This window comes from Streptomyces sp. NPDC047886, assembly GCF_043204435.1.
Taxonomy (GTDB): Bacteria; Actinomycetota; Actinomycetes; order Streptomycetales; family Streptomycetaceae; genus Streptomyces.
In genome coordinates this window covers 42860-66037 of sequence record NZ_JBIDCF010000015.1, presented here as the reverse complement: position 1 = coordinate 66037, position 23178 = coordinate 42860, and the positions used below count along the sequence as shown (strand labels likewise).

The following is a 23178-nucleotide window of genomic DNA, read 5'->3' as shown; positions in this document are numbered from 1 at the left end:
GGACTTCGGATGGCTGCGTCAGTTCACCATCGCCAACTCGAACCACCGCAACCACACCGCCCAGACCCGCGCCTGCACGCCTACCTGCGCTGACGCAACGCCAACACCCGCCACCCCGACGTCCTCGCCGCCCAGCGCCGCGAGCGCGCCCGCGTCCGCAGCGAGAAGGGGCTGCGCTGGGGCGGACGGCTCGCGAAAGTCGCGTGACCGCACCGACCACACCAGCGACACTGGCACCATGACCGTTGATCGTGAGGCGCTTCAGGCCAGCTGGAACCGGACCCGAAGCCACCTCGATACTGCTCGGGCCCACTTGGCGGGCCTGCCCGACATCGATCTCTCAGCGACGCTTGAGTTTCTGGAGCACAACGAGCTGGGAGTCGCCTTCGACTGCCTCGTTGATCTCGGTGACGACCTCGACCTGCCGCTCGCGTTCTGGCAGCACCTGGACCGAGCAGCCCGTGAGATGCGGCTCTACAGCGAGGCGCTGCACAAGCCCCGCCTCACGGCGGCCTACCTTTGCCGCCGCCACCTCGCAGCCGCCTCCGAGCAGGTCTGACCGAACCCGGCGATCCTATGCGGTCACAGCACTAGGCCTGACCCCACACACGTCTCAAGCGTCGGCTGGCGGGCCGGACTCCCCGAACGCTCACGCCCTGCGCACTCAGGGCAACGTGGAGGCGCTGACAGAGGATGTCGTCATCGCGGCGTCCGCCGTCGTCGCACGCGCCGGAAAGAGTGGAGCTGGGACCAGCCAGCGAGGCGGTCCAGAGCTACGGCTGAGACAAACGCCACCCAACGCTGAGCCGATCGTCAACTGCGGCACGGCCTCCGCTCAAGCGCCAGCCCCGACGGCCACCCGGCCATCGAAAGCAGGGACGGGTACGTTGCGGTGGGCGGCGCCGTACGGATCCAGCCCGCGCCCATTCATGACGGTCGCGGGCTGTCCTTCTTCTGCTTCCCGGAGGCGCATGAAGTCGCGGCCCCGCTTGGGCAGTAGCCGCCGTGCAGGAACCGGGTCAGGCCTGTGTGGTGGAGGACCAGGCGGACTGCTGCGCCTCAACGAGTCGCTGCAGAAGGCGTTCCAACTGCGGCGGCTGCATCTTCTCCAACACGATGCTTGCCACCTCTTCGCCGTCGTGCCACGGCATCTGCTTGCCGGCCAGGATGGGAGGACGGTCAGGGACGCCGCTGGAGCGCGACGGCTCGGGCTCTCGGGGAGAGGGCACCTCGTCGGGCCGCAGCTCCGTTTCGGATGCGGGGTTATCACGGCGTGATAGGTCCCCCTGGTCCGAGTTCTGGGGGGTGATAGTGGCGAGCCCCTGCGACTGCGACGTCGGCGTCTGGGCCTCAGGGTCATCACGGCGTGATGGCTCTGACTCATAGCCGCCTTGGGCGCTTGCGGGGGCGGGGGCGGGGGCGGGCGCCTGCTGCTCCCGGGGTGATGTCTGCGTCTCGGACCTATCACGGCGTGATAGGTCCGACGGCCTGTCCCTTCTACGGTCGGCCGCTGCGGCAGCTCGAGCTTCGGCCTCCCTGTGCTGCTCTGCAGGGGACAGTTTTGAGAGGTTCCGCACATGCTCGATCTTCCGGCGGCCAGCCAGAAGGTCAGCTTGGAGCTTCGGGTCCAGGTCAAGGATCGAGAGCTTAGAGGAGATGGTGGACTGCGCGATGCCGAGTCGCTTGGCCGCCTTGTTCTGCGAGCCGTAGAAATCAACCAGCTTGCGAAGGGCGTGAGCCTCTTCGACCGGGTTCATGTTGTCACGGTGGACGTTGGCGACGAACGCGGCCTCGAGCAGCGACTCATCGGTGGCGACCAGAGCGTTGTCGACGCTCACCTTGACGGTGCTTGCTCCGGCACGACGAGCGGCCTCCAGCCGTCGGTGCCCGTCGATGACGATGTAGCGGGCGCCCTCGTCCAGGTGGTCGGCTCGGTCCGGCCTCTCTCTCAGGTAAGCGTCGACAGAGGCAACTGTGATGGCGTTGATGAGGCCGATCTCCCGGATGCTGTCAGCCAGTCCCTCGAGGTTGAGGAGTTCTTCGCGGGGGTTGTCAGGGTTCTGGCTGATCAGTTCCGGAGGCAGTTCGGTCGGGTCTGGCACGCCGGCCGTGGGGGCTGCCGTCGCGGCTCCGATGGCGGCTCGACGGGCGCTGATGGGGCGTGCTTGGGCGAAGGATGCGCCGGCACCGAGGTTCTTGGCCTTGCTCACTTGCTGATCTCCCGGGCGAGGGCGCGAAGGGCGACGGACTGCTCACATCGGGGCGCGTAGGCGAGGAGGGGCAGTTTCGCGCGCACGGCTTCTTTCTGCTCCTTCAGGTCTCCGATGACGCCCACCACGCGGGGGTCCTTTATGTCCATCCAGGACTGCAGGGAGGAGGTGGCGATGAAGCCTCGGCGGGCGTCGTAGTGGTTCACGACCAAGCCGAGGTAATCGATGTCGAGAGCGAGGTCGTTGCGCATGTCTTCGATCTGGGAGGTGAGGAGTCCGTAGGCGTCGGCGCTGCTGTCCTCGGCCTGGACGACGATCAGGACGCCGGAGTTGCCCGGGACCTCGTCGGGGCGGCGACGTCCGTAGTAGGAGGCGGCGTCCATGCTGAGGCCGAGGCTTGGGGGGCAGTCGATGAGGATGACGTCGTAGTCGCCTTCAACGGGGGAGAGCGCTCGCTCAAGGGCCGCTTCCCGGGCACGGACCGAGGCGAGACGCACGTCGAGGAGGAAGGCGTCGGCGCACGCGGGCAGCAGGGACAGCCGGCCTCCGAAGCGCTCGTCGGCGATGGGCACGATGAGGTCGCGCAGGTCGCCCTTGCCATCCCCGGCCATGTGATTGGTGAGGGAGTCACCGTCCATGGAGAGCGGCTCGTGCCCAAGCTGCTTGGTGAGGTGCCCTTGCGGGTCGAAGTCGACGAGCAGAACACGCTGGCCGAGTCCTGGAAGGTCCTCCAGCGTCAGGGGGTCGCTCGCGGCCAGTTTTTCATCGAGCATGGCGGCGAAGTGCTTGGAGATACGGACGGGCACCAGGATTGTGGGGTCCTCGGCGAGCGCCTCGCCGGTGCCGGCGGTGATGGCCGTCTTGCCGACGCCGCCCTTCTGGTTGCACACGACGATGCGGCGCGTGATTGCTGGGCGCCTGACCGCCGGTGCTGGGTGGCTGTCGAGCCAGACCTGTACGGACTGGGCCAGCCCCTGGATAAGGGAAACGCCGCGGTTCTTGCAGTCGGCACGGAAGCCCGCCCACAGCTCTTCGGGCAGGAAGGTGGCGAAGGACTCCGCGCCGGAGGTGTCGATGGGGGAGAGGTTGGAGCCGAGGCCGCGCCATGCCGTGATACCGGCTTCGACTGCGTCCTGCATGTCGATGCGGTGTTGGACGGCGCGGATCTTGAGCTCCTGGCGGAGCCAGGCGGGCAGCTTGGAGACGACCTTCTCCCGGTCGCTCCTGGTGTCAGGTGACGTCATAGTCCGTCACTCTACTAACGCGAGCGCGAAAGAGCCCCAATGACACGTTAGCTAGCTTGATTGTTCGACACGGGGACTATCACGCCGTGATAACCCCAGCCAGCCCTGTGGTCGTCGAACGCACTGAGAGCGGCGCAGCAGGTGCCCGGGATACGGAGGGACCTATCACGGCGTGATAGGTCGATGTCGCTGATGCCGCAACCACAGAACGCCTTGTTCGGTACGCGGGGGAGGTGGACATGGGGGCGATGTCGTGGCCGCGCTTGGGGAGGGCTTGGGCAAGGAGTTCTGGACTAAGAACCCATGGAGCGGGCGGCTGGAGGACGTTGGGGACGCGCCGCGCGTGGGGAGCCCTGACGGAGCTGACTGCTCCTGAAACGCAAAAAAGCGGCCCCCATCGCCCGGATGGAGGTCCGGACGGCGGGGGCCGCTTCGTGGTCAGGGTCTCAGTTCGATGCCGGGGGAAGTTCTCGTCCGGCGTGGATTGGGGACCGGGCGCAGTGCAACGTGGTGGTGAGGGCGGGTCTCCGAATCGGGGTGGATGAGGGCCAGGGCGACGAGGCCGGCGGCCGTCTGCTGCTCGGGGAGCGGCCGTCCACGCTCCAGGCCGCGCTCGCCGATCCGTACGGCAGCGTCGCTCTGGCCGGTCCAGCGGGCTGGCCTCTGTCGGACGCCGAGCATGGCGGTGAACTATGCGACCACTCTCTGGTCGCCGGGGTGCCGGCGACCGGTGTCGTGTACGCAGCAGCGGAAGCGGGCCGTCACGAGCGCGACCTCTGGTGGCGCAGCCACGTCCGGATCCGGTACCGGAGGGAGGCGCGCGCTTCGTTCCCCTCGATGGCGTCGGCGAGCAGTTCCTCCAGCTTGGTCATCTGCGCTTCGGCGAACCCCTGGGGCTGGTAGTCGTCGCCGTGGCAGACCGGGCATAGGTGCTCGTGGCCGTCCAACTCGTGCCACGGCGCGCAGCCGAGTTCGCCGCAGGTCGGGCGGGTGGGGTCCTCGCCAATGCCGGAGCGGTACGGGCAGCGGGTGAAGCGGTAGTCGACGGGGGCGTCGTGGTGGAGGTCGGAGTGGAGCCGGGCGAGGCCGCGGACTCCGAGTTCGCGCAGCAGGGCGTCGGCGGCGAGGACCTAGCGGTCGATGCTGGTGTCGTAGTGGTCGGCGAGCATCGTGACGGCGGTGCACCAGGCGAGGGTGGAGCGGTCGACCGGGATGGGTCGGCTGCTGGCCCACGGGTCGGCGGTGTCCGGGTCGGCGGGCGGCAGGGCTGGCGCGGTGAGCGGGATGCCCAGGGTGGTGAGCTGGGTGGTGACTTCGGCGGTGCGGCGGGTGAACTGGTCGAAGACGGTGGTGGGCATCGGCCCTCACATTCGACGGGGCCGCCAGGACCGTGGTGGTCCCGGCGGCCGGGCGGGTGGGGTCAGCGGGTGGCCGGGGTGAGCGCGGCCTTGTGGCTGTCGCGGTGCGCGCTCTGCGCCGGTTCGGCGAGGACGCGCAGGCCGTGCGGCTCGCCGACCCGGCCGCAGGAGCTGCACACCACGGCGTAGTTGCGGCGGCCGGTGCAGCCGGAGTCGGCGTCGCGGGGCTTGCCGGAGGGACGGACCGCGTGGGTGCATTCGGAGCCGTCGGGGTGGAGCGGGGTGATCTTCACGCTGATGCGGGCCATGGGCTTCTTCTCCTGGTCGGGTTCGGGGAAAGGCAGCTGGTGGAGCGCGGCCGCGGTGGCGCGGCCCCGGGTGGGGCGCGGCGGGGTTGGCGGCTCGGTGCGGACGAGCGCGGTCTCGGGGAGGAGTCCGAGCTGTCCGGCGGCGGCCGCGCGGGCGGCGAGGGTGATCGAGCGGGTGACCCGGTGGTGCCCGTGGTCGATCCGCAGATGGCAGAGCTGGCAGGCGGCGAGAAGGTTCTCGTCTCGCACGTCTTCGGGGGTGTGGTTGAGGTGGGCGGTGGTGAGACCGACCACGAACCCGGCGTCGGGGTGGATCTCCTCGTGGACGGCGGGGCAGCGGCCGCCGGGGTGCGTCAGGCCGCAGTGGCCCGTGCACTCGCAGCGGCCGCGGGCCCGCTCGAACCGGATGCGCGCGCTGATCTCGTTCCAGTCGCGCGGGTAGCGGTGCAGGTTCTCGGGACGGATGGACACGGCGGCTCCGCTACTCGCCGCCGGCGGCCTGGCGGTGCTCGAAGGCTTCGAGCAGTTCGCCCAGGTCGTTCGGCTCGGGTGCGGTGCCGACCCATGTGCCGCCCTCGGTGAACACCTCCCCGTCGGTGGTGTCGGCGTCGAACCAGCAGACGTACGGGCCGTACCGCTCGATGACGGCCGTGGCGACGGCGGCCGGGTCGGACAGCTCCGGCGCGGTCTCCAGCACGGCGAGCGTGGTGACGGCCAGCCACATCGGCTCGTCCGACGTGCGGGGCAGCCGGAGGTAGCCGGTGACGCGGAGCTTGTCGCCGGGGACTAGGTCGTGGATGACCCCGTGCGCCAGCGCCGGGTCGGTGACGCTGCAGGGCAGGATCATCTCGTCCGTGCGCTCGTCCGTGGGGGAGACGGTGAGACGGAACCGCGCCGTCGACCCGTGCAGGTCGCCGGGCACGGTCTCCTCGTCCAGGAAGCCGTCCAGGGCTATCGCGTCGTCGGCCACGGTCAGCCGGCCTTCCGGACCGGCGCCTGGTGCGCGGCGTCGTACGCCTCGAGGATCCGCTTGGGCACCATGCCCGCGTCGGCGACCTGGTGGCCGTTGGCGCGCGCCCACGTCCTGATGGCGGCGAGCTCCTCGCGGGTGCGGCCGCTGCCCAGGCCCGCCCGGATCGGGGTGGGCGCGGTGGCGGCGGCCGTGGTGGTGCGGGTGCTGGCCTTGACGGTGCGCAGTTCCTCCTGCGCCTTCTCCAGTGCGGCGCGGGCCTTGGCGACCTTCGCTTCGGCCTCGCGCTGGGCGGCCTCGCTGTCGCGGCGCTCGGTTAGCTCGGAGAGGTCGGCGGTGATGCGGGCGGCGCGGCTACGGACTCCGGCGGCCGGGTGTGCGGCCGCCCAGTCGAGCAGCTTCTGGACCTCGTTGGAGACGGGCAGCGCGATGACGGGGACGTCAATGGCCGGGGCGTCGGTGGCCGCGTGGGGCAGTCCGAGGACCTGGTCGGCGATGAGGTCGCTGAGCTCGGTCTCGCTCAGGCCGGTGGCCTCGCGGATGGCTTGCTCGCTGTCGCCGTTGTTGTGCATGGAGATCGCCATGGCCTCGTGCGCGGAGAGGGCCGGGGCGGCGGGGGTGTTCGTCATGGTGGGTGCGTCTCCGGTTTCCGGGATGAGGGGGAGCAGGGCGGTGAGGGTGTCGGTGTCGGTGGGCAGCCCGAGGACGTCCAGGAGCAACCCGAGGTCGTCCTTGTCGCGGGAGCGGCGGGCGGTGACCCGGGCCGCGGCGGCGAGCTGCTGCGCCGGGTTCGGGTTCAGGGGCAGCGACTCGGCTTCGAGGGCCTCGGTCCAGTCGGTGAACATCACGCGGCCTTGCCGCTGGCGACCAGGGCCAGCACGCGCAGGTTGGACGCCGCCTGTGCGGGGGTGATCGGCTGCTTCCAGCGGTTGTACGGCGCGGGCCGGGTGGGGATGGCTTCCAGCTCCAGGCGGGCGAGGGCGAGTTCGTGGGCGGTCGGCGGCACGACTCGCGCCGCGCGCTGCCGCTCCCTGCGGAGGCGGTCCTGTTCGGTGACCACGCCGACCCAGTCCTCTCCGAGCCGCGCCACGAGCTGCTTGCGCAGCTGCGTGCGGTCGCGCTTGGTGGTCGCCGCCCACACGCCGGTCTTCGTCAGGCTGGGGTTGGCCAGCGCCCACTTCAGGCAGTCCTTGACGATCGGGCAGCCGGAGCAGGCGTGCTTGGCCTGGGCGAGCGCCTTCTCGCGGGCGCGGGGGTCCTTGTCGGTGTTGTGGATGTCCTCGATCGCGAACAGGTCCGGGCTCGTACAGCAGCGCAGGGCCTGGTCGGTGTCGGGGAAGGGGATCCGGTCGTCGGCCGCGATGAACGTCGGCGGCTGCGGGACGCCGGTGCGGTTGCCGCTCATGAGGTGGCCTCCGGAGCGAGGTGGGGGAGCTGGAGGAGGACCTGGTCCACGAGGTCCTGCGGCGGGCGCCACGGCCCGAGTTGTCCGCGCAGCCACGGGATGGGAAGCGCGAGCTCCTGGACGTCGGCGAGGACCAGGTGGAACGCGTCGGTCTGCGCCCACTTCGAGCAGGGGGCGGTGCCGGCGGCGTCCTGGTGGCAGTCGGTGAGGCGGGCGACGCCGATGACGGCCCGGGTGGGCAGGGCGCCGCCGCGGATCGCGGTGGCGACCAGCGGGTCACGCATCGGGGCCCGCTCGGTGGCCTGCCCGGCGTGCAGCAGCACCAGGCCGCGCCAGGACCAGGAGGCCGGCCTGTTCTCCACGTCCTTCCCGGCGAGGATGCAGGTCGTCCAGGGCTGGCGGATCGTGATGCCCCGGATCCAGGTGCCCGGGTCGGTGGTGGGGGTCTCGCTCATGCCGCCCGCCCCAGGATGCTGGTGCCCGGCCGCCCGGCGCGGCGGCCGTTGATGGACGGCACCGTGGCGTGCTGCGGTCCGGCCAGGACCGCGCGGCCGGTGTGCTTGCCCGCGTACATCGCGGCGTCGGCGGCCCGCTGAAGCAGACCCAGGTCCGTCGTACCGAGGACGTCGGGGGAGGCCGCGCCCACCGACGCGGCGACGTCGACCAGGACGCCGTCCTCGACCTCCACAGGCTGCGCGAGCAGCTGCGTGAGCTGGGCGAGACGGAGCTCGCGGCGGCCGGGCCCGATCCGGACCGCGACGGCGAACTCGTCCCCTCCGAGTCGGCCAACCGCACCGCGGCTGCCCGCCCAGGCGGTGAGCCGGGTCGCGGTGGCCGCCAGGACGCGGTCGCCGGCGGAGTGCCCGCCGGGTCCGTCGTTGATCTGCTTGAAGTGGTCCAGGTCCACCAGGACGACCAGGGCGGCGTCGCCGTACCGGTCGGTGATCTGCCGGGCCTTGGCGGTGAAGCCGTCGCGTCCGAGCAGACCCGTCAGCGGGTCGCGGCGGGCGGCGGACAGCTTGCGGTGCAGCGCGAGCGCGTGCACGGTCCAGCCGGTCAGCGGCACGGCGAGCGTGGTGATGAACAGAGCGCGTTGCCCCAACGGGGCCTGTACGCGCACGGTGGAGGCCATACTGGTCTCTCCCTCTCGTCTTGTACGGGATGGGTGGCCCGGGGCGGCCGACTGGTTTTCCGGCCTTTGGCGGCCGTCCCGGGGCGGATTCAGAACGTGCGGCGCGTGCCGAACAGGCCGTGGGGGTTCACCCAGGGAGCGGCCGTCGCCTTGTTCCAGTCGAGGTCCCAGTCGGGCCGCAGCCCCCGGGCACCCCAACCGCTGTCGAACTCGTGCGGGATCTCCTGTCCGGCCTGGTGCAACAGGCGCGCCTTGTCGTACGCGTCGTGCGCGGCGTTGCGGGCAGCGAGGGGGTCGTCGGCCAGGCCGACGAAGATGTGGATGCGCTGCCCCGGCTGGTCGTTGTGCTTGGTCGGGACGTCAACCTCGAAGTAGCGAAGCGGCATGACGCCCTCTCCTTTCTGTCGCTGGTCGTGGCGGAACACCGCGACCGCCCCGGCCGGTGAGGGCCGGGGCGGCACGGAGGAACGCCGCGCTCGCGCGGGAGGGATCAGCGGTTCGCGGCCGCCGCCACGATCTCGGCGTGGTCGAACGCGAGGTCGGGCAGGGCGTCCAGGGGCCACCAGCGGGCGGCGGTGGCGTCGTCCCCGGCCGTCGGCTCGACCAGGGCGGGCAGGGTGGCCGTGTAGGCGACGCTGACGTACCGGCCGCGCGGGTCACGGCCGACGGCGTCGAAGGCACCCACCTGCCGGAGGTCGGCGGCCGGGACGGTGATGCCGGTCTCCTCCTCCAGCTCACGCGACCCGGCGGCCAGGCTGCTCTCCCCCTTGTCCACGTGCCCACCCGGCAGCGCCCAGCGGCTCTTGAACGGGTCCCAGCCCCGCTCGATCAGCAGGACGTGCCCGGCGGCGAACAGGACCACGTCGGCGGTGTAGCGGATCGTCTCGTCGGTGGTGTCGGTGATCACCAGATGTCTCCTGGGCTCGAAGAGGATGAAGGAAGCCGCCCCGGCCGGTGGCCGGGACGGCGCGGAGAACGTCGAAGGGGTTGGTCAGGCCGGGACGGCGGCCGGGGTGTCGAGTCCGGCACCGAGCAGCAGGCCGCGGATCGACTGCTCGTACTCGCCGGTGCGGATCCGGTCGAACATGAGCTGACCGGCGACCAGGCAGCGGGCCCGTAGGCGGATCGCGGCCAGTGCCTCGGGGGCGGCACCGGCGTCGGTCGCGGCCTGGGCGGCAGCGGTGTCGGCGAGCTGGTCGGCCGCCTTGAGGCCGGCCTCACGTCGGGAGTACTGCGCCCGGTAGTGCGCCCACCAGTCCAGGGCGTGGGTGTCGTCCACCCGCTCGTTCCACGCGGCGTAGGTGCGGCGCGTGTCCTTGGGATCGGCGGCCCACTCTTCGGCCCACTGCCTGGCGAGGTCGGGCAGCTGGGCGATGGCGGCCAGGGTCTGCGCGCCGCGGTGCCCGAACGCCCGCCACGCCTCGGTCTCCTCGACGACGCAGATCTGCTGGGACATCAGCCAGTACGGGTAGTAGTGGCCGCCCCAGTTGCCGGTCTCACCGAGCGGCTCCACGACGAACAGCCGCACCGGCCAGCCCTCCTCGATGCGTTCCAGGATCTCGCCGGGCCGGGTGTACATGTGGAAGTACGAGAACGGCTTGTCCGTGTACCACTTCTGGCCGGGGCTCGGGTGGTCGATGACCTGGCCGATGTGGCCGGCGAGGTTCACGGTCGGGATGGTCTCGCCCAGGCCGCTGTAGTAGCGGGCGAGGTGGTTGTCGGTGGGCGGGACGGTGCCGTCGGGCCTGGTCGCCATGTAGTGGACGACGGGCCGGACGCTGCGTGCCATGGGGTTCCTCCAGGTCGGGTCAGGACATGCAGGTGGGTCGGGTCAGCGGCGGGTGTCCTGGCGCAGGGCGCCGGACGTGGCCAGGAGTTCGGAGATCAGGTGCACCCAGCGAAGCCCTCGCGGTGGAGCTGGTCGACGTCGGGCAGCAGCTGGTGGTGCTCGCGCACGATGTGCAGCGGGACCACGCGGTCACGGCCGGCGTTCTGGGCTTCCACCCTGGGCAGCGGGACGTGCTCTGGGAGAGGGAGGGACTGCTCCCGGGCGGCCGGGCCCGACGCCTGCGGCCGCCCCGGGCGCTCAACTGGCCGCGTGGAGCGTGGCGGTGGTGCGGGCGGTGTCCGCGAGCAGCACGGTCAGCTCGTGGCCGTGGTCGACGACGTCCTCCAGGCGCTCGATGAGCTCCGGGGGCAGGCCGCGGTTGCGGGCGCCGGTCAGGACGCCCTCGAGGTAGAGGACGTCGGCGAGGACGCGGCCACGGACGTCCAGGACGCCGGGCTGCACGGCGAGGACGCCGTCGTTATTCGCGGTCGCCAGCTGCGCGTGGTCGGCGGCCTCGGTGTACGAGGTCTCGGTCTGCTCGGTGAGCAGCGCGTCGACCTGTGTGGTGGTGTCGTAGGTGCGGCGCCGGCCGAAGCGGGCAGCAGCGGCCTCCATGAGGGATCGGCGAGCGAGGGACACGGTGACCTCCGGGGGAGGGCCGGTCGTCCGGTCTCGGCTGACCGGACGGACACCGCCCGGCCCCGGCCGCCGACGTGCGGCGGGCGGGGCCGGTACGGAGAGCGTCCGGTCAGCTCTTGGGGAAGCGCAGGATCGTGAACTCGGTGCCGGTGCTGTAGGTGCGCGGCTTGGCGGTCAGGAATTCCAGTTGCGCGTCCGCCACGCGCTGCAGCTCCCCCTCAATCCATTCGGTGGAGCGCTGGATGGTGAGGCGGTCCAGGTGGAAGGCGGTGAGGGTGGCGGTACTCATGGGCGTTGGTCCTCTCGGATCAGGCGGCAAGCAGGTGCTTGGCCGGGGGAGTGATGTAGGAGGCTGGGTCGGCGGGCGTGCCGTCGTAGCACTCCAAGCAGGACCCCAGGGTTTTCAGCGGGATGCAGTGGAAGTAGCGCCGACCACAGGTGCCGCATGTCTGGCGAGCAGCCATCGCCGCGTCGAGCGCGGCTTCCTTGGCGAGGGTCATCGGGAGCTTGGGCTTCGCCAGGTCGATCCGGTACAGCCACGCCCACCGCTTCCCGCCGCGGCATTCGATCCGGGCGACAGGCTCGGCTCCTCCGGGGCGGAGTCCCATCTCCCGCAGCTGGCGGCGGGTCGCGAGGTTCGCGCGTCCGGCCTGCTTCCACCGGAAGACCGGCATGGAGCCGTCGCCGGGGTCATAGGGGTCGACGTCGACCAAGTCCTCGTCCTGGTCGTCCATCACCTGCTCCAGGTACCGGGCAGCCGTGCGGGCCGCTGCGGGTAGCGGGGTCCGGGGCGCTGCGGGCAGGGCCGGCCGATCCGTCGGCGCGGGCGGGGGATGAGCACGAGCGGTCTCCTCCAGTCGTCGGGCGGGCAGCGCTGCGCCCCGCCGACGTGGTGCGGGTGTCGGCGGGGCGCGGCGGGTGGTGCGGGCGGGTTATGAGGCGAGGCCGTGGGTTGTGCGGGTCGAGTGCTCACCGGGCGCGGGCGTGCTGTGGCCCGGCCGGGGCGGGGCCGGCTGCTGCTCGGGGGCGCCTGCCAGGTGGGTGCCGATCAGGTAGCCGATCAGCAGCCCGCCGATGCCGAAGACCTTGTGGCGGGTGGCTTTCCACTAGGTCGAGGCCGCGGGCTCGGTGAGCACTCCTATGACGGTCAGCGGTTTCGCCAAGACGGCGTCTCCTTCTCTCCTGGGTGTCGTGGTGGTGCGTGCGGCCGGGCGGCCTGTCCGGTCCTCGCCCAGCCCCGTGTGGGGTGGGCGAGGGCCAGGCGGGGCGTCAGGTCAGCGGGCGCGGCGGGTGCGCAGTCGGCGGGTGGTCCACTGCCGCAGCCGGTCGAGGCGGGTGGGGTGGGTGTGCCGCCAGGCGCTGGGGAACACGCCGTCCTCGGTCGGGAACGAGCCTGTGGCGCCGCAGGAGCACAGCCAGAAGTACGGCTCGTGGCGGCCATGGAAGGTGGCGATGTCCTTCAGCTGCATGGGATGTCCCTCCGGGGTTCGGTTCAGCGCTGGAGCGGGTGGACGTTGTCGGGGGCGTCGTCGCCGGGTGGGGTGGGGGCGGGCAGGGTGGCGTGCAGGTGCAGCGCGGGGCTGAACTGGGGCTGAAAGTGCGGCGGGTGGTTGTGGACGATCGGCCGCAGGCTCAGGCCGCGCAGGGCGAACATGCTGGCGAGCGCCCACATGAGGGCGGCGAGGCCGGTGGCGGCGGCGCGGCCTCCGGCCGGGGTGGCGGACCAGATCATGGCGAGGGAGCCGGTCCCGAACAGCGCCCAGGCGATGCGGGCTCCGGCGTTGCCGAGGAACCCGCCGACCAGGCCGACCAGCCCGGTCAGCTGCCAGAACGTGTACAGGGCGGCCGGGGCGACGGGAAGGTGCGCGGCCTGGTCGGCGAGGAACACCCTGATCGGGTGGTCGACCGTGCCCCACAGGCCGCTGCCGTCTCCGGCGCCGGAGGCCGGGACGTCGGACAGGCCCTTGAGCGCGGCGGAGGTGATGTCGCCGGCGGCGTCCAGCATCAGCACGATGAGGCTGAGTCCACCGAATAGGAGGGCGGCCTTGATCCAGGTGGCGATCTCGTACCAGCTGACGTTCCGGGCCTGGCCGACCTCCTCCCACCGCTGGTGGAGGAAGCCGCCCTCCTTCCAGGACGCCTTCCACGCGGCGCGCAGCCACGCGAGCCGCCCGGTGCCGTGCTGGCCGTCCAGTTCGGGGGCCGGCGGCTCGGGCGGCAACTGGTTGAACAGGTCGAGGAAGGACGGGTTGTCCTGACCGTTGATCGGCTGCTTGTCGTTGTGGGTCATGGCGTGGCTGCTCCCTCTGCCGGAAGTCGGGTGGTGGTGGGTGGGTCAGTGGATCTCGTTGCGGGTGCGGGCGAAGAACGCGCCGCGGGTGGTGCTGTTGTTGTGGATCTCGGTGTGGTGGGTGACCGGGCCCTCGTAGACGTTCTTGGTGACGGCCGCGCGGGCCTTGCTGATCGCGCCGCCGACGGCAGTGGCGGCCATGGCCAGGCCCGCGAACGGCAGGGTGACCATGAGGACCCCGGCGAGGCTGACGGAGGCCAGGCCCTGCAGGACGAGCCAGGCGCAGCAGCCGAGGCCGACGGACCCGGCGCCCACGCCGATGCTCGCGACGGCGATCCCGGCCGCCCAGGCCGGGACGATCCGCTGGTCGGGCTGCGGCACGGGCGGGGTGGTGCCGAAGGCCGGCGGCACGGTGTCGTCGCGGTAGGAGGTGGGGTGCTGCCGTACGGGCTTGCCCGCCCACTCGTCGAGCAGGCGGCGGGCTTCGGCGGCGGCTTCGGACTCGGGCAGGCCGGACTGGGTGGTGTGCAGGGGGTCCATCGGGGGGTCTCCGATCACGCGGAAAGGGGCGCGCCCTCCTGGCCGTGGTGGCGGGGAGGGCGTGGGGGAGTGGTCGCGCGCAGCGGGGAAGGGCGTCGCCGGAGTGGTGTCCGGCGGCGCCCTTCGGCGTTGTGCAGCAGGTGGTTTGTGGCTGGCGGGTGGGTAGTCACCGCCCGGCGCCCCGGGCATCCTCGATCCGGCGGCGCGGTGGAGGGATTCGGGTGGAGTTCGTCTTCGATTGCGGTTGGTGCGGCGGGGACAACTACTTCATCGGCAGGCAGGTCGGCTTCTGGGTCGACAAGTGGGAGATCCCCTCGGAGTGGGACTGCCGCTTCTGCGACGGGCTCAACTACAGGCCCGACCCGCCGTGGACCGAGGCGTAGGTCAGAAGCTGGCGAGCAGTCCGGCGATCCCGGCCAGGCCGGTGTTGATGGCCGGGGCCAGGCCGGTGGCGGCGAGGGTGAAGCCGAACAGCGTGCAGGTCAGCGCAGGGCCGAAGCGGACGTGTCCGCCCTTGACCAGGACGACGACGATGATGGCGAGCAGCGCGGCGGCGGAGATGGACAGGGCCACGGCGGGTGTACTCCTTCGTGAAGAACGGGGGGCCGGCCGCCGTTCGGGCGGGCCGGCCCCTGGGTGATGGGCGGGGTGGTTCAGGCGTCGGTGAGGCTCTTGATGGCCTCCAGCGCCTGGCGGGGGGAGGTGACCGCGTCGCGGCGCGCGGCGGACTTCCCGCCGCCACGGCGCGGGCCGCCGCCGCCCTTCTTGGGCGCACCGTCGTCCTCGCCGTCCTCGCCGTCCTCGCCGTCGTCCGGCTTGTCGCCGAACTCGCCGGGCCGGGGCGGCTCGGTCCAGTCGAACCACAGGTCCCGCGCTTCGAGCTCGCGGATCTCGTAGTCGGTCAGGGTGGCGATGACGTCGGGGAAGTAGTCGTCGAGGCTCTTCTTGAAGTCCATGAGCAAGGTGCGCAGGACCTCGGGCTGCTTGGCTTCGACGATCCAGCCGGCGCCGCCGGTGTTGGAGTTGGCGGGCGGTTCGGGCTCGCCGCGCATCACCCGCTCGATCCGGCCCGCCTCCTCGGGGGAGAAGGAGCGGGGGAGGGGGTCGGGGGTGTTCTCGGACGGGATCCCGAGGGCCTTGAACATCGCGCCGACCTTGCCGGGGGCGACCTTCAGGACGACCGGGATGCAGTTCTCGCGCAGGTTCTCGCACAGCAGCTGGGTGAAGCCGTCCTGCACGTAGATGGACTGGCCGGCCACCTTGATGCCGATGCCGTACTTGCGGCCCTTGACCGACACCTTCTCGGCAAGGTCCATGATCTCCGCGCCGTAGTCGCCGTGGCGGGCGGCGGAGAGGAACTCGTCGAGGTAGGCGGACAGCATCCGGTAGGGGCAGCCCGGCAGGTTCGGGTCCCAGTCGTAGACGCGTCCGTCCTCCCACGGCATCTCGCCGCGGATCTCCATCAGCGCGTCCAGGGCCCGCAGGAGCCGGATCATGTAGAGCGCGCCGACGCCGTAGCGGTCGGTGTACTCGCCCAGCTTGGCGGCCTTCTCGTCAGGGGCTTCCGCCGCCAGCCACACCACGGCGCCGAACAGGGCGTCGGCTGCGACGTGCAGGCCCATCAGCTGGGTCTTGCCGCCGCCGGACGGGGCGACGAACAGGCCGTGGGCGGCGCCGCGGTCGGTGTAGACGCGGTTGCGGGCGGGCTGGCCGTTGCCGAGGAAGCCGGTTACCCACCGGCCGTCCTTGTCCGGGGTGAGCAGCTCGCGGGTGGCGGGGAAGATCTGCGCCAGCGGGCTGGAGTCCCACAGGGAGACCAGGATCTGGTTGCCGTCGATGGTGACGAACAGCCGGCCTTCGTCGTACTTGGTCTTCAGCGCGGCCGCCAGGGCGTGCTGGTTGACGCGCGGCTCGCCCGCCTCGTCGGGGACCTGGGCGATGTAGTGGGTGACCCGGCGGGCGTGGTCGCGGACCTCCTTGACGAACTCCGAGCCGGGCACCGGGCCGCTCGCGATCCGGTCGGCCCACCACTCGTGGGCGGTGGGGGTCTTGCGGCGCCGGTCGTTGGCGTCGGGGGTGACGTGGACTTCCCGCCAGGCGGGGCCGCCCTCGCGCCCGGCCTGCCGGACGATCTCCTTGATGGTCACGTCGGTGACGTCGACGCTGAACGCGGCGGCGATGTCGTCCTCCTTGAGGCCGGAGATGGCCCGGCCGGCCTCGGAGGCGCGCAGCAGCAGCGTGAGGTCGTGGGGCATGCCGTCGTGCGGGGTGGCCTTGACGACGATGGTGCGGCCGGGCATGCCGCGGTTCTCCCACAGCCAGCGGACCTGCCGGGTGAAGGAGTCGGCGCCGTCGTTCGGCTGCGCCGGGGACGGCTCGGGCGCCGCGGGCTGGAGCTGCGGGGTGGGGGCCGGAGCGGCGAGCGCGGGCCGGTGGCCCCTGCGGGTGTGCCGGGAGAACGGCATCACGAGCAGGCCGGCTGCCGCCCACCCGGCCGCCAGGAGGGCGTCCAGGCAGTAGGGACCCCAGCCGATCGTGTTCCGGGCGGCGACGTCGATGGCGGCGGCGGCCACGAGCGGCGACCAGCGCAGGATCTTGCGGCCCGCGCCGGTCTCGTCGCTCTTGTAGGCGAGGAACCAGCCGCCGACGCCGGCGGCGCCCGCCAGCTGCACGACGGTGTTGACGGGGCTGTCGGGGTAGAGGTTCGGGGCCGCGGCGAGGACCGGGGCGGCCAGGGTGTAGAGGGTGCGCTCCAGGGCGACGCTGCGCGGCACGGACACGGGGTGTTCCCTTCGGGAGTTGGCGATGGGCGGCCCGCCGTCGGTGGCGGGCCGCCCATCAGGGGTTTCGGCGGTGTCGGGGGTCAGTGGGCGAAGAAGCCCGGCTTCGGGGTGCGCTCCCTGCGGCCGGAGCGGACGGTGTCCAGGCCCTCGTACAGCCGCGCGTGCGTACGCCGCGCGTCCGTGGCCAGGCCGGACACCTCCTGAGCCGTCTCGTGGAGCTTCTGGACCTCGGTGGCGGCGCCGCCCAGGGCGACGGCCACCTGGTTGGTCATCTCGATGAACTTGCGGTCGAGTTCGGCGTTGGCGATGTCGACGGCCAGGCCCTCCGTGCGCTGGGCGTTCTGCCGCATGCGGCGCAGCAGCTGCTCCAGCTCGTTGCCGGCCAGGTCCATCGCGGTGCCCAGCGTCTTGAGCTTCTGCTGGACGGCCTTGTAGCGGTTGTCGCCGTCGGTGCGGGCGGCAGCGCCGCCGCCGGTGGTGGGCGCGAGGTCGCTCACGGCGGATCTCCCTTCTCTCAGTCGTGGTGGGCGGCGGAGGAGGCGTTGGCCAGGCCCGCGTCGTCCATGGCCTGGATGTCCTGGCCGTAGACGCGGCCGACCGACATGGCGGCGATCCGGGCGGCCTCGGAGGCGATCTCGCACTCGGTGGCGCACCGTTCGGCGAGCTGCTTCATGCGGTCCGCGGCGTCGGCCAGGTCCGTGATCTGGTCGACGACTTCGGTGGCGATGTTGTGGTCGCCGACCAGGTCGGCGGCCATGTCCCGCAGGGCGTCGGCGACCTTGCCGAGCGCGACGGCCAGCTCCTGGGCGCGGTCCTTGTCGAGCGCGGCGGCGATCGCGATGTTCACGATCTCCATCAGGTACTCGCCGAAGGTGATGTCGGTGCGGTGCTGGGCGGCCATGCCGGTCTGGCCCGACGTGGGCCTGCTGACCTCCGATGCCACGGGGTCCTCCTGTGCGGTGGGTCGGGTGGTGCCGGGACGCTGGGTGTGGGGCTCCGGAGCAGGCGGCAGGCCAGCCGGACGGGAGACGTAGGCGCCGAAGGGGTCGGTCGGATCGTCGACGACGATTGCGTCAACGACGTCTTCCTCAGCCGCTTTCGGGGGGTCTGACGGCCCGTCCGGTCGGTCGGGGCGATCCATCGTGTGGCCGAGGTCCTCGGGCCTCACACTGCGTGGCGGCTCCTCCGGATCGGGGTCCGGCGCAGCGCCGGTCTTGCCGAACCGTTCCTTGAGCCGTTCCTTGAAGGAGCGCTTGTCGTCCGTGCCCGGCGGGTCCTTGACGTCGTCGGGCTTGGGGGCGTCGGACGTCCCGGTGCCGTCCTTCGGGTCCGTGTCACCGGAGCCCTCAGAGGGCTTCTCGCCGGTCTTCTTGCCGTCGTCCGGCTCCTTGGTCGCGGAGTCGTCCTTCGTGCCGTCAGCGGCCGTTTCAGGGCCGTCCTTGGGCATCTTCTTGGTGGTGGCCTCGGAGTCCTTGTCGCTGGTGGAGTCCTTGGCCTTGCCATCGTCCTTCGCGGCCTTGTCCTTCTCCGCCGCGCGGCGCTTGTCCCAGCGGCGCTGCGCCTCCTCCGCCACGGCCGCACCGAGGGTGGTGCGGTCGTCGGCGGCCTTGGCGGCCTCCCGCTTCGCCTTCCGCGCGGCCTTCCGCTCGGCTTTCGCCCGGCGGCGTTCCTCCCGCGCCGCCTGCTGGTTGGCGCGGTCCTGGTCGCGGTCCTTGCTGCGGTCGGCGAGGTTCGCGGCCTGGTCAGCGCTGCGCCGTTGCTGCCGGGCGGCCTGGCGGGCGGCGGCGCGCTCCTGGCGGCCGCGGGCCCGTTCGGCCCGGGGGCTGGAGGCCGGCGAGTTCTGCGTCCTGCCACCGTCGCCCTTCGAGCCGCCCTTGCCGCCCCCGGAGCCGCCCGAGCCGTTCTTGCCGCCGGAGCCGCTCGAACTGCCCTTGCCGGACCCGGACTTGCCGGAGCCGCCAGAGCCGTTCTGACGGCCTTTCGGCCCCCCGGACGACTCATTGCCCTTGGAAGGGCCCCCACGACCGCCAGCGGAGCGATCAGGGCCCTTCCCGGTGCCCTTGGGGGAGTTGCCGCTCCCGGTGCCGCGACCGGTGCCGCCGGACCCGTTCGTTCCCGAGCCACGGCCGCCGCCGGAGTTGCTGCCGCCTCCGCGTGAGCCGCCCCCGCCGCCGGCCTTCGAGCGGCCGCCCTTGTCGGCGCCCATGCCGGAGCTGGAGGACCGCGCCGCGTCGGCCTTGCCGCGCGCCGCCGCTTTGTCGGCCTTCGCCTTCATCTGCGCCGTGTGGAGTTTGGCGTTCTGCTCCATCATCGCGGTTTCCTGGGCGGTGCGGGCTTCCAGAAGCGCGGCCTTACGCGCTATTTCAGCCTCGCGGAAGGGCGCTTCCCCGGCGTGCCGGTCCCGCGCCACTTCCAGCCGGTATTCCAGCCAGTCACCGAGGCGATCGGCGAGAGAACGAGGCTGCTCGTATTCGCCTTCCTCGTATTCTCCGTCGTCGGAATCCGGCGCGTCGGGCATTCCCGTTTCCCGCAAAGCGGTTTCCGGGGAAATAGGGCCACGAACAGGCGGGAGTTCCATTGTCGTCTCCGCCGGTGACTCCGGCGGAACAACGCTGCCAGAGCCACTGTCGGGCGGTTCGGAATAAAAGAGATCCCCGCCGTCGGGAGCGTCCGGCATTCCGCCGGAATCGCTGCCCCGGGTGGGGAGGCTGATCACGTTGCTGTCGGTGTCGTCGGACACGCGACCCCTCCTCCTGGGCTTGACAGTCGGCACCGGCCTCGCGTACGCGCGTGCGCGGCACGCGCGGCACGCGTCACGCGTTGGGATTGCCGAAGGGCCGTCCCCGGGAGTCGGAGACGGCCCTTCGTGCGGGTTGCGGGGAGCTAGCCGTTGTGACGGCCGTAGACGTTGTGCAGGGCGAGCGCGACCTCACGGATGAAGTCCGTGTTCCCGTTGCGGTAAGCCTGCGTGCCTCGGATATTTACGAGCCGAAGCCAGTAGTAGAAGTTGCCGAGGTCGTTTCCGTGCTTGGCGATCAGCTCTCGCTTGATTTTCCGCTCATGTTCCGCACGGTTGAAATCTTTCCGCTCTGCTTTCGTGAGCGGGCGACCGGCACTCACGCCGACTCCCTGCGGTCCAGGTTGTAAATCGACGTGGGGCCACCATAGCCCATATTCGGGCTCTGCGCACCCGACTGCCCCGGGTTTTCCGGGGCCGCCTGGAGCGGCGGGTTGTTCTTACGCGCCTTGATCTGCGCCTTTTCCTTCCGGTTCTTCTTGACCTCCTTCACCTTTTCGTCGTGAGCGTGGCGCTTGTGGGCGCTCTTTTCCAGTCCCGAACTAATGCTCTTGAGGTTCTTGAGGATGTCGTTCAGGGACTTTTCCACCGGGAAGGAACGCAGGAAAGCCTGGCCCATCTTGTCGCCCTCCACGCGGGTCCCGCGGCAGTGCACGCGGGTCTCGCGCTGGAGGATCTCCAGCTTGGCCTGCATGTCCAGGACGACCCTGTTGAAGTCCGCGAGGTAGTGCGCGTAGGCGGCGGGGTTCTGCGCGATCTCGCGCAGCGCCGCGTTCGGGTCGTCGAAGAAGGGCTTGTCTTCGGTGCTCACGGGGTCCTCCGTGGGGTCGGATCTGCGTACGTGGGGGCTGGTGGTGCTCGTGCGGGCCTGGCCCGCCGTACCCGCTCGGGGGTTGCGGGTGCGGTTGAACTGGCCTGCCGGCCGTGGCCGTCACCGGTCCGCGCGAGGCGCGGTCCGGTGGCGACCATGAGCGGCAGGGCGTCGTGCGGGCGGTCCGGTCAGCGGACCGTGTGCTGCTTCAGGGCCACGGCGATCTGTCCAGCGCGGTCCGTGGCGATGGTGCCGCCCTCGGTCCGGACCGCCTTGGCGATGTTGGTCCGGTTCAGCGGCTCACCGTCGGTCCGGAGCCGGTCCAGCGCGGTCCGCTCCAGGTCCGTGAGCGTGATGACCGTGAGGTCCGGACCGCCGTCCCCGCTACGGTCCGGACCGGAGACGCCTTCCGGGCCTTCCTGGTCGGCCGGTCCGGTGCGGTCCGGCTCCTGCGGCCCGGGGGCGACGTCGTCGGTCCGGACCGTCACCCCCCGGCTGGGCGCCGGGCTCTGGGTGGCGGGCACGGTCCGGGGCCCACGGTCCGGACCGGAGTCGGTCCGCAGGTCAGCGCCCTGCGGACCGGCCGGACCGGCCTCCAGGGCGAGCGCCGGTCCGCCGGTCCGGTCCGTGGCCCCTACGGTCCGGACCGGACCGTGGACCGCGTTCCGGTCGGCCGGACCGGAGCGGACCGCGTACCCGCCGTGCTGGACCGGGCGGACCGCAGCGGGGCTTTCCAGCGGTCCGTTCCGGTCCGTGCGGGTCAGGGTGAGCACGGTGGGGATGGCTGCCGGTCCGTGGTCGTGGGCCCCGATGCGGGGGACGACGACCCGGTGCAGGGCCAGACCGGTCCGGACCGCCTTGCGGTCCGCGAGCTCCGCGCCCGCTGCGGTCCAGGCCCGGTCCAGCGTGGTCAGACGCGGGTCGGTGATCGCCAGCGACCATGCGGTGAAGGAGTGGACCGGGTAGCGCAGCCAGCGGACCGCCCCGATGGACGGGCGGGCCTTGGCGACCTTGCCGTCCTCACGGAGCTTGCGACGGTGGATCAGCGAGGCGTACAGCTCCCACAGCACCATCCCGACGATGCTCATGGCGGCGAACGCCACCGCCTTCGGGGTGAAGTGCCAGTAGGTGATCTGCTCTGTCCAGATCTCCTTCTTCGCGTCCCAGACCCGGCTGCCGGCCACCGGCTGCCCGGAGGCGTGCCAGAAGTTCATGACCGCCGCCCCCAGGGCGAAGATCCAGGTGGAGACCCGGTAGAGGGTTCCGGCGTCGCCGCTCTGGCGGGCCTGGTGGTACATCCAGCCCACGAACGCCGTCGACAGCTCCCAGGCGGCGGCGAACAGGATCGTGAAGGGGACGACCCAGCCGAGGATGTCCTCGGCGAAGCCGGCCTGGCCCGTCCACGCCACGGCCATCGGGGCGGTGATCGGACCGATCACCATCAGGCGTTCGGCGTTGACCTTCACGAACTGCTTCACGCGGTCGGTCACGGACGGCTTCCCGCTGCGGGCCGCGGCCCGCAGCTCACGGGCCTTGGCCCGGCGGGCCTCCTTCGCGTCCCTGCGCTCCCCTTTGGCCTGGAGCTTGAGGCGCTTGCGCTCCAGCGCCCGCTCGGTGCGGTCGGTGGCGCGCTTCATCCGGGCGGCGGCTTCGGCCACCATGTCGTCGGCGGCCTTCAGCGTGACCTCCGCGTCCGCTTCCCGCATCCGGGCCTGCGCCAGGGCCTCCTCGGCTGCCTTCAGCTCCGCGTCCCGCTTGGTGCGGGCCGCGGCCAGGATGCGGTCGGCTTCCTCGCGAGCGGTACGGGTCAGCCGCTCGGCGTCCTCAGCCGCCGTCGCCCGCAGCCGGCCGATGTCCTCCTGGGCGAGCGCGCGCGTACGAGCCGCATCCGCGCGGGACGCCTCCCGTTCGCGGGAGGCGTCCTCACGCAGCTCGGCGGCCGCCTTCTCCGCTTCGGTGCGCACCTGCACGGCCTGGGCGTCCGCGCTCTCGCGCAGCCGGTCGGCCTCGCCGCGCGCCCGCTGAAGGAGCTGGTCGGCGTCGGTGGTGGCCCGGGTGCGGGTTTCCGTCGCGGTGCGCTCCGCCGCCGCGAGCAGCTCGGTGCGCGCGTTCTCCGCGTCGGCGAGGGTCTGCGCGGCGGCCTGAGCGGCCTCTGTGCGGACCTGCTCCGCCTGCGCGGCCGCCGTGGTGGCGACCTCATCCGCCTGGCGGCGCGCGTCGGCGAGCAGCTGCTCGGCAGCCGCGTTGGCGTCGGCGAGGACCTTCTCGGCCTCGCCGGCCGCCGCCGCGGTGATGGTGTCGGCCTCCGCACGCGCATCGGCGAGCAGCTTCTCCGCCGTCGCTTCGGCGGCGGCACGAACGCCGTCGGCGTCGGCGGCCGCCGTGGTGGCGGCCTCCGTGCGGACCCGGTCGGCGTCCGTCGCGGCTGCGGCCAGGAGGCGGGACTGCTCCGCGGTGGCGGCCTCGGTGATCGAGGCGGCCTCGGTGTGCGCGCCGTCCAGCAGCTCGGTGCGGGCGCGCTCCGCGTCGGCGAGGATCCGCGCGACGTCGTCGGCGGCCAGGTCCCGAAGGTCGGCGGCGCGGTCGGCAGCGTCGGCCAGGACCGGGTCGGCCTCCGGGAAGACCAGCGGCACCGTCTCCTCGGGCGCGGCAGCCTGGGCGGGGACGAAGGCCGGCGACGCCGGTGCCTTGGCGCGCCCGTTGCGGGGCTTCGGGTTCGCCGCGGGGCGCCGGCGGCGGGTGGCGGGCTTGGTGGCCACGGAAAGTCCTCTCTCTTCCGGGCGCCTCCGAGAAGGGGCACCGTGGATCTACGGCGGTGGGTAAGGTCGTCACCAGGCCCTCCGGGACCCCGGCAGCTCTAATG

27 protein-coding genes and 1 pseudogene are annotated in these 23178 nt (G+C 71.9%); 3 read left to right on the top strand and 25 right to left on the bottom strand.

The genetic code is table 11. From position 1 onward, the window contains the following. Positions 1-4 precede the first annotated feature (4 nt). Positions 5-207: pseudogene (locus tag ACGF5U_RS30830) on the top strand (IS630 family transposase); the annotation flags it as partial. A gap of 31 nt (positions 208-238) precedes the next feature. Next, complete coding sequence (locus ACGF5U_RS30825; protein ID WP_392718001.1) at positions 239-559, top strand: MafI family immunity protein; 321 nt, start codon at positions 239-241, stop codon at positions 557-559. A 460-nt stretch (positions 560-1019) separates the two neighbouring features. Here the strand turns inward: ACGF5U_RS30825 and ACGF5U_RS30820 are convergent, their stop codons facing one another. From ACGF5U_RS30820 to ACGF5U_RS30735, 18 genes are all read right to left on the bottom strand, one after another. Beyond that, positions 1020-2210 (bottom strand): ParB/RepB/Spo0J family partition protein, encoded by a 1191-nt coding sequence (locus tag ACGF5U_RS30820; RefSeq protein WP_392718003.1) that lies wholly within the window; start codon positions 2208-2210, stop codon positions 1020-1022. Continuing rightward, positions 2207-3454, bottom strand: a complete 1248-nt coding sequence (locus ACGF5U_RS30815; RefSeq protein ID WP_392718005.1) for a ParA family protein — start codon at positions 3452-3454, stop codon at positions 2207-2209. The genes ACGF5U_RS30820 and ACGF5U_RS30815 overlap by 4 nt, the downstream gene beginning before the upstream one ends. 1130 nt (positions 3455-4584) lie before the next feature. After that, entirely contained in the window at positions 4585-4812 is a 228-nt protein-coding gene (locus tag ACGF5U_RS30810; protein WP_392718008.1) for a hypothetical protein, read from the bottom strand. Positions 4813-4874: 62 nt separating this feature from the next. Then, a complete protein-coding gene (locus tag ACGF5U_RS30805; RefSeq protein ID WP_392718010.1) occupies positions 4875-5591 on the bottom strand; it encodes a hypothetical protein in 717 nt (238 codons plus the stop codon). A 10-nt stretch (positions 5592-5601) separates the two neighbouring features. After that, on the bottom strand, positions 5602-6090 hold the full coding sequence (locus tag ACGF5U_RS30800) for a hypothetical protein (RefSeq protein ID WP_392718012.1): 489 nt from the start codon (positions 6088-6090) through the stop codon (positions 5602-5604). Positions 6091-6092: 2 nt separating this feature from the next. Next, complete coding sequence (locus tag ACGF5U_RS30795; protein WP_392718014.1) at positions 6093-6935, bottom strand: histone-like nucleoid-structuring protein Lsr2; 843 nt, start codon at positions 6933-6935, stop codon at positions 6093-6095. Beyond that, positions 6935-7495, bottom strand: a complete 561-nt coding sequence (locus tag ACGF5U_RS30790) for a WhiB family transcriptional regulator (protein ID WP_392718016.1) — start codon at positions 7493-7495, stop codon at positions 6935-6937. The genes ACGF5U_RS30795 and ACGF5U_RS30790 overlap by 1 nt, the downstream gene beginning before the upstream one ends. Continuing rightward, positions 7492-7950 carry a hypothetical protein gene (locus ACGF5U_RS30785; protein ID WP_392718018.1) on the bottom strand — a complete coding sequence of 153 codons (459 nt, stop codon included), beginning with the start codon at positions 7948-7950 and terminating at the stop codon, positions 7492-7494. Before ACGF5U_RS30785 ends, ACGF5U_RS30790 begins: the two co-directional genes overlap by 4 nt. Then, the gene (locus tag ACGF5U_RS30780) at positions 7947-8627 is read right to left on the bottom strand and encodes a GGDEF domain-containing protein (protein WP_392718020.1); all 681 of its coding nucleotides are present in this window, start codon (positions 8625-8627) and stop codon (positions 7947-7949) included. Before ACGF5U_RS30780 ends, ACGF5U_RS30785 begins: the two co-directional genes overlap by 4 nt. An 89-nt stretch (positions 8628-8716) precedes the next feature. Continuing rightward, on the bottom strand, positions 8717-9013 hold the full coding sequence (locus ACGF5U_RS30775) for a hypothetical protein (protein WP_392718022.1): 297 nt from the start codon (positions 9011-9013) through the stop codon (positions 8717-8719). A gap of 104 nt (positions 9014-9117) precedes the next feature. Continuing rightward, positions 9118-9534 (bottom strand): NUDIX domain-containing protein, encoded by a 417-nt coding sequence (locus ACGF5U_RS30770; protein ID WP_392718024.1) that lies wholly within the window; start codon positions 9532-9534, stop codon positions 9118-9120. A gap of 84 nt (positions 9535-9618) precedes the next feature. After that, positions 9619-10416 (bottom strand): hypothetical protein, encoded by a 798-nt coding sequence (locus tag ACGF5U_RS30765; RefSeq protein ID WP_392718026.1) that lies wholly within the window; start codon positions 10414-10416, stop codon positions 9619-9621. 297 nt (positions 10417-10713) lie between these two features. Continuing rightward, positions 10714-11094, bottom strand: coding sequence for a hypothetical protein (locus ACGF5U_RS30760; protein ID WP_392718028.1), 381 nt, complete (start codon positions 11092-11094; stop codon positions 10714-10716). Between the two features lie 109 nt (positions 11095-11203). Continuing rightward, the gene (locus ACGF5U_RS30755; protein ID WP_392718030.1) at positions 11204-11383 is read right to left on the bottom strand and encodes a hypothetical protein; all 180 of its coding nucleotides are present in this window, start codon (positions 11381-11383) and stop codon (positions 11204-11206) included. Between the two features lie 19 nt (positions 11384-11402). Beyond that, positions 11403-11828 carry an RRQRL motif-containing zinc-binding protein gene (locus ACGF5U_RS30750; protein ID WP_392718032.1) on the bottom strand — a complete coding sequence of 142 codons (426 nt, stop codon included), beginning with the start codon at positions 11826-11828 and terminating at the stop codon, positions 11403-11405. Between the two features lie 540 nt (positions 11829-12368). Beyond that, a complete protein-coding gene (locus ACGF5U_RS30745; protein WP_392718034.1) occupies positions 12369-12563 on the bottom strand; it encodes a hypothetical protein in 195 nt (64 codons plus the stop codon). A gap of 23 nt (positions 12564-12586) precedes the next feature. Beyond that, positions 12587-13384 (bottom strand): hypothetical protein, encoded by a 798-nt coding sequence (locus tag ACGF5U_RS30740; protein ID WP_392718036.1) that lies wholly within the window; start codon positions 13382-13384, stop codon positions 12587-12589. A gap of 45 nt (positions 13385-13429) precedes the next feature. After that, a complete protein-coding gene (locus ACGF5U_RS30735; protein ID WP_392718038.1) occupies positions 13430-13924 on the bottom strand; it encodes a hypothetical protein in 495 nt (164 codons plus the stop codon). Positions 13925-14145: 221 nt separating this feature from the next. On the opposite strand from ACGF5U_RS30735, the gene ACGF5U_RS30730 reads away from it, so the two are divergent. Then, complete coding sequence (locus tag ACGF5U_RS30730; protein WP_392718040.1) at positions 14146-14307, top strand: hypothetical protein; 162 nt, start codon at positions 14146-14148, stop codon at positions 14305-14307. A gap of 1 nt (position 14308) precedes the next feature. On the opposite strand, the gene ACGF5U_RS30725 is transcribed toward ACGF5U_RS30730, so the two are convergent. The 7 genes from ACGF5U_RS30725 to ACGF5U_RS30695 form a co-directional block, all read right to left on the bottom strand. Next, a complete protein-coding gene (locus tag ACGF5U_RS30725; RefSeq protein WP_071908349.1) occupies positions 14309-14497 on the bottom strand; it encodes a hypothetical protein in 189 nt (62 codons plus the stop codon). An 80-nt stretch (positions 14498-14577) separates the two neighbouring features. Continuing rightward, entirely contained in the window at positions 14578-16704 is a 2127-nt protein-coding gene (locus ACGF5U_RS30720) for a chromosome segregation protein ParM (protein ID WP_392718042.1), read from the bottom strand. Positions 16705-16787: 83 nt separating this feature from the next. Beyond that, positions 16788-17204: a conjugal transfer protein TraB gene (locus tag ACGF5U_RS30715; RefSeq protein WP_392718044.1), complete on the bottom strand. Its 417-nt coding sequence runs from the start codon at positions 17202-17204 to the stop codon at positions 16788-16790. A gap of 17 nt (positions 17205-17221) precedes the next feature. Then, entirely contained in the window at positions 17222-19447 is a 2226-nt protein-coding gene (locus tag ACGF5U_RS30710) for an ATP/GTP-binding protein (RefSeq protein ID WP_392818954.1), read from the bottom strand. 143 nt (positions 19448-19590) lie between these two features. Next, entirely contained in the window at positions 19591-19827 is a 237-nt protein-coding gene (locus ACGF5U_RS30705; RefSeq protein ID WP_392718048.1) for a hypothetical protein, read from the bottom strand. After that, complete coding sequence (locus tag ACGF5U_RS30700; protein ID WP_392718050.1) at positions 19824-20315, bottom strand: hypothetical protein; 492 nt, start codon at positions 20313-20315, stop codon at positions 19824-19826. Before ACGF5U_RS30700 ends, ACGF5U_RS30705 begins: the two co-directional genes overlap by 4 nt. Positions 20316-20503: 188 nt before the next feature. Continuing rightward, positions 20504-23074 (bottom strand): hypothetical protein, encoded by a 2571-nt coding sequence (locus tag ACGF5U_RS30695; RefSeq protein WP_392718052.1) that lies wholly within the window; start codon positions 23072-23074, stop codon positions 20504-20506. Between the last annotated feature and the right edge of the window lie 104 nt (positions 23075-23178).

Excerpts from the sequence above, each read along its gene's own strand:
- ACGF5U_RS30755 (WP_392718030.1), bottom strand. The coding sequence starts at position 11,383 with ATGAGTACCGCCACCCTCACCGCCTTCCACCTGGACCGCCTCACCATC.
- ACGF5U_RS30815 (WP_392718005.1), bottom strand. The coding sequence starts at position 3,454 with ATGACGTCACCTGACACCAGGAGCGACCGGGAGAAGGTCGTCTCCAAG.
- ACGF5U_RS30810 (WP_392718008.1), bottom strand. The coding sequence starts at position 4,812 with ATGCCCACCACCGTCTTCGACCAGTTCACCCGCCGCACCGCCGAAGTC.
- ACGF5U_RS30825 (WP_392718001.1), top strand. The coding sequence starts at position 239 with ATGACCGTTGATCGTGAGGCGCTTCAGGCCAGCTGGAACCGGACCCGA.
- ACGF5U_RS30775 (WP_392718022.1), bottom strand. The coding sequence starts at position 9,013 with ATGCCGCTTCGCTACTTCGAGGTTGACGTCCCGACCAAGCACAACGAC.
- ACGF5U_RS30745 (WP_392718034.1), bottom strand. The coding sequence starts at position 12,563 with ATGCAGCTGAAGGACATCGCCACCTTCCATGGCCGCCACGAGCCGTAC.
- ACGF5U_RS30785 (WP_392718018.1), bottom strand. The coding sequence starts at position 7,950 with ATGAGCGAGACCCCCACCACCGACCCGGGCACCTGGATCCGGGGCATC.
- ACGF5U_RS30780 (WP_392718020.1), bottom strand. The coding sequence starts at position 8,627 with ATGGCCTCCACCGTGCGCGTACAGGCCCCGTTGGGGCAACGCGCTCTG.
- ACGF5U_RS30790 (WP_392718016.1), bottom strand. The coding sequence starts at position 7,495 with ATGAGCGGCAACCGCACCGGCGTCCCGCAGCCGCCGACGTTCATCGCG.
- ACGF5U_RS30735 (WP_392718038.1), bottom strand. The coding sequence starts at position 13,924 with ATGGACCCCCTGCACACCACCCAGTCCGGCCTGCCCGAGTCCGAAGCC.
- ACGF5U_RS30740 (WP_392718036.1), bottom strand. The coding sequence starts at position 13,384 with ATGACCCACAACGACAAGCAGCCGATCAACGGTCAGGACAACCCGTCC.
- ACGF5U_RS30750 (WP_392718032.1), bottom strand. The coding sequence starts at position 11,828 with ATGGACGACCAGGACGAGGACTTGGTCGACGTCGACCCCTATGACCCC.
- ACGF5U_RS30765 (WP_392718026.1), bottom strand. The coding sequence starts at position 10,416 with ATGGCACGCAGCGTCCGGCCCGTCGTCCACTACATGGCGACCAGGCCC.
- ACGF5U_RS30795 (WP_392718014.1), bottom strand. The coding sequence starts at position 6,935 with ATGTTCACCGACTGGACCGAGGCCCTCGAAGCCGAGTCGCTGCCCCTG.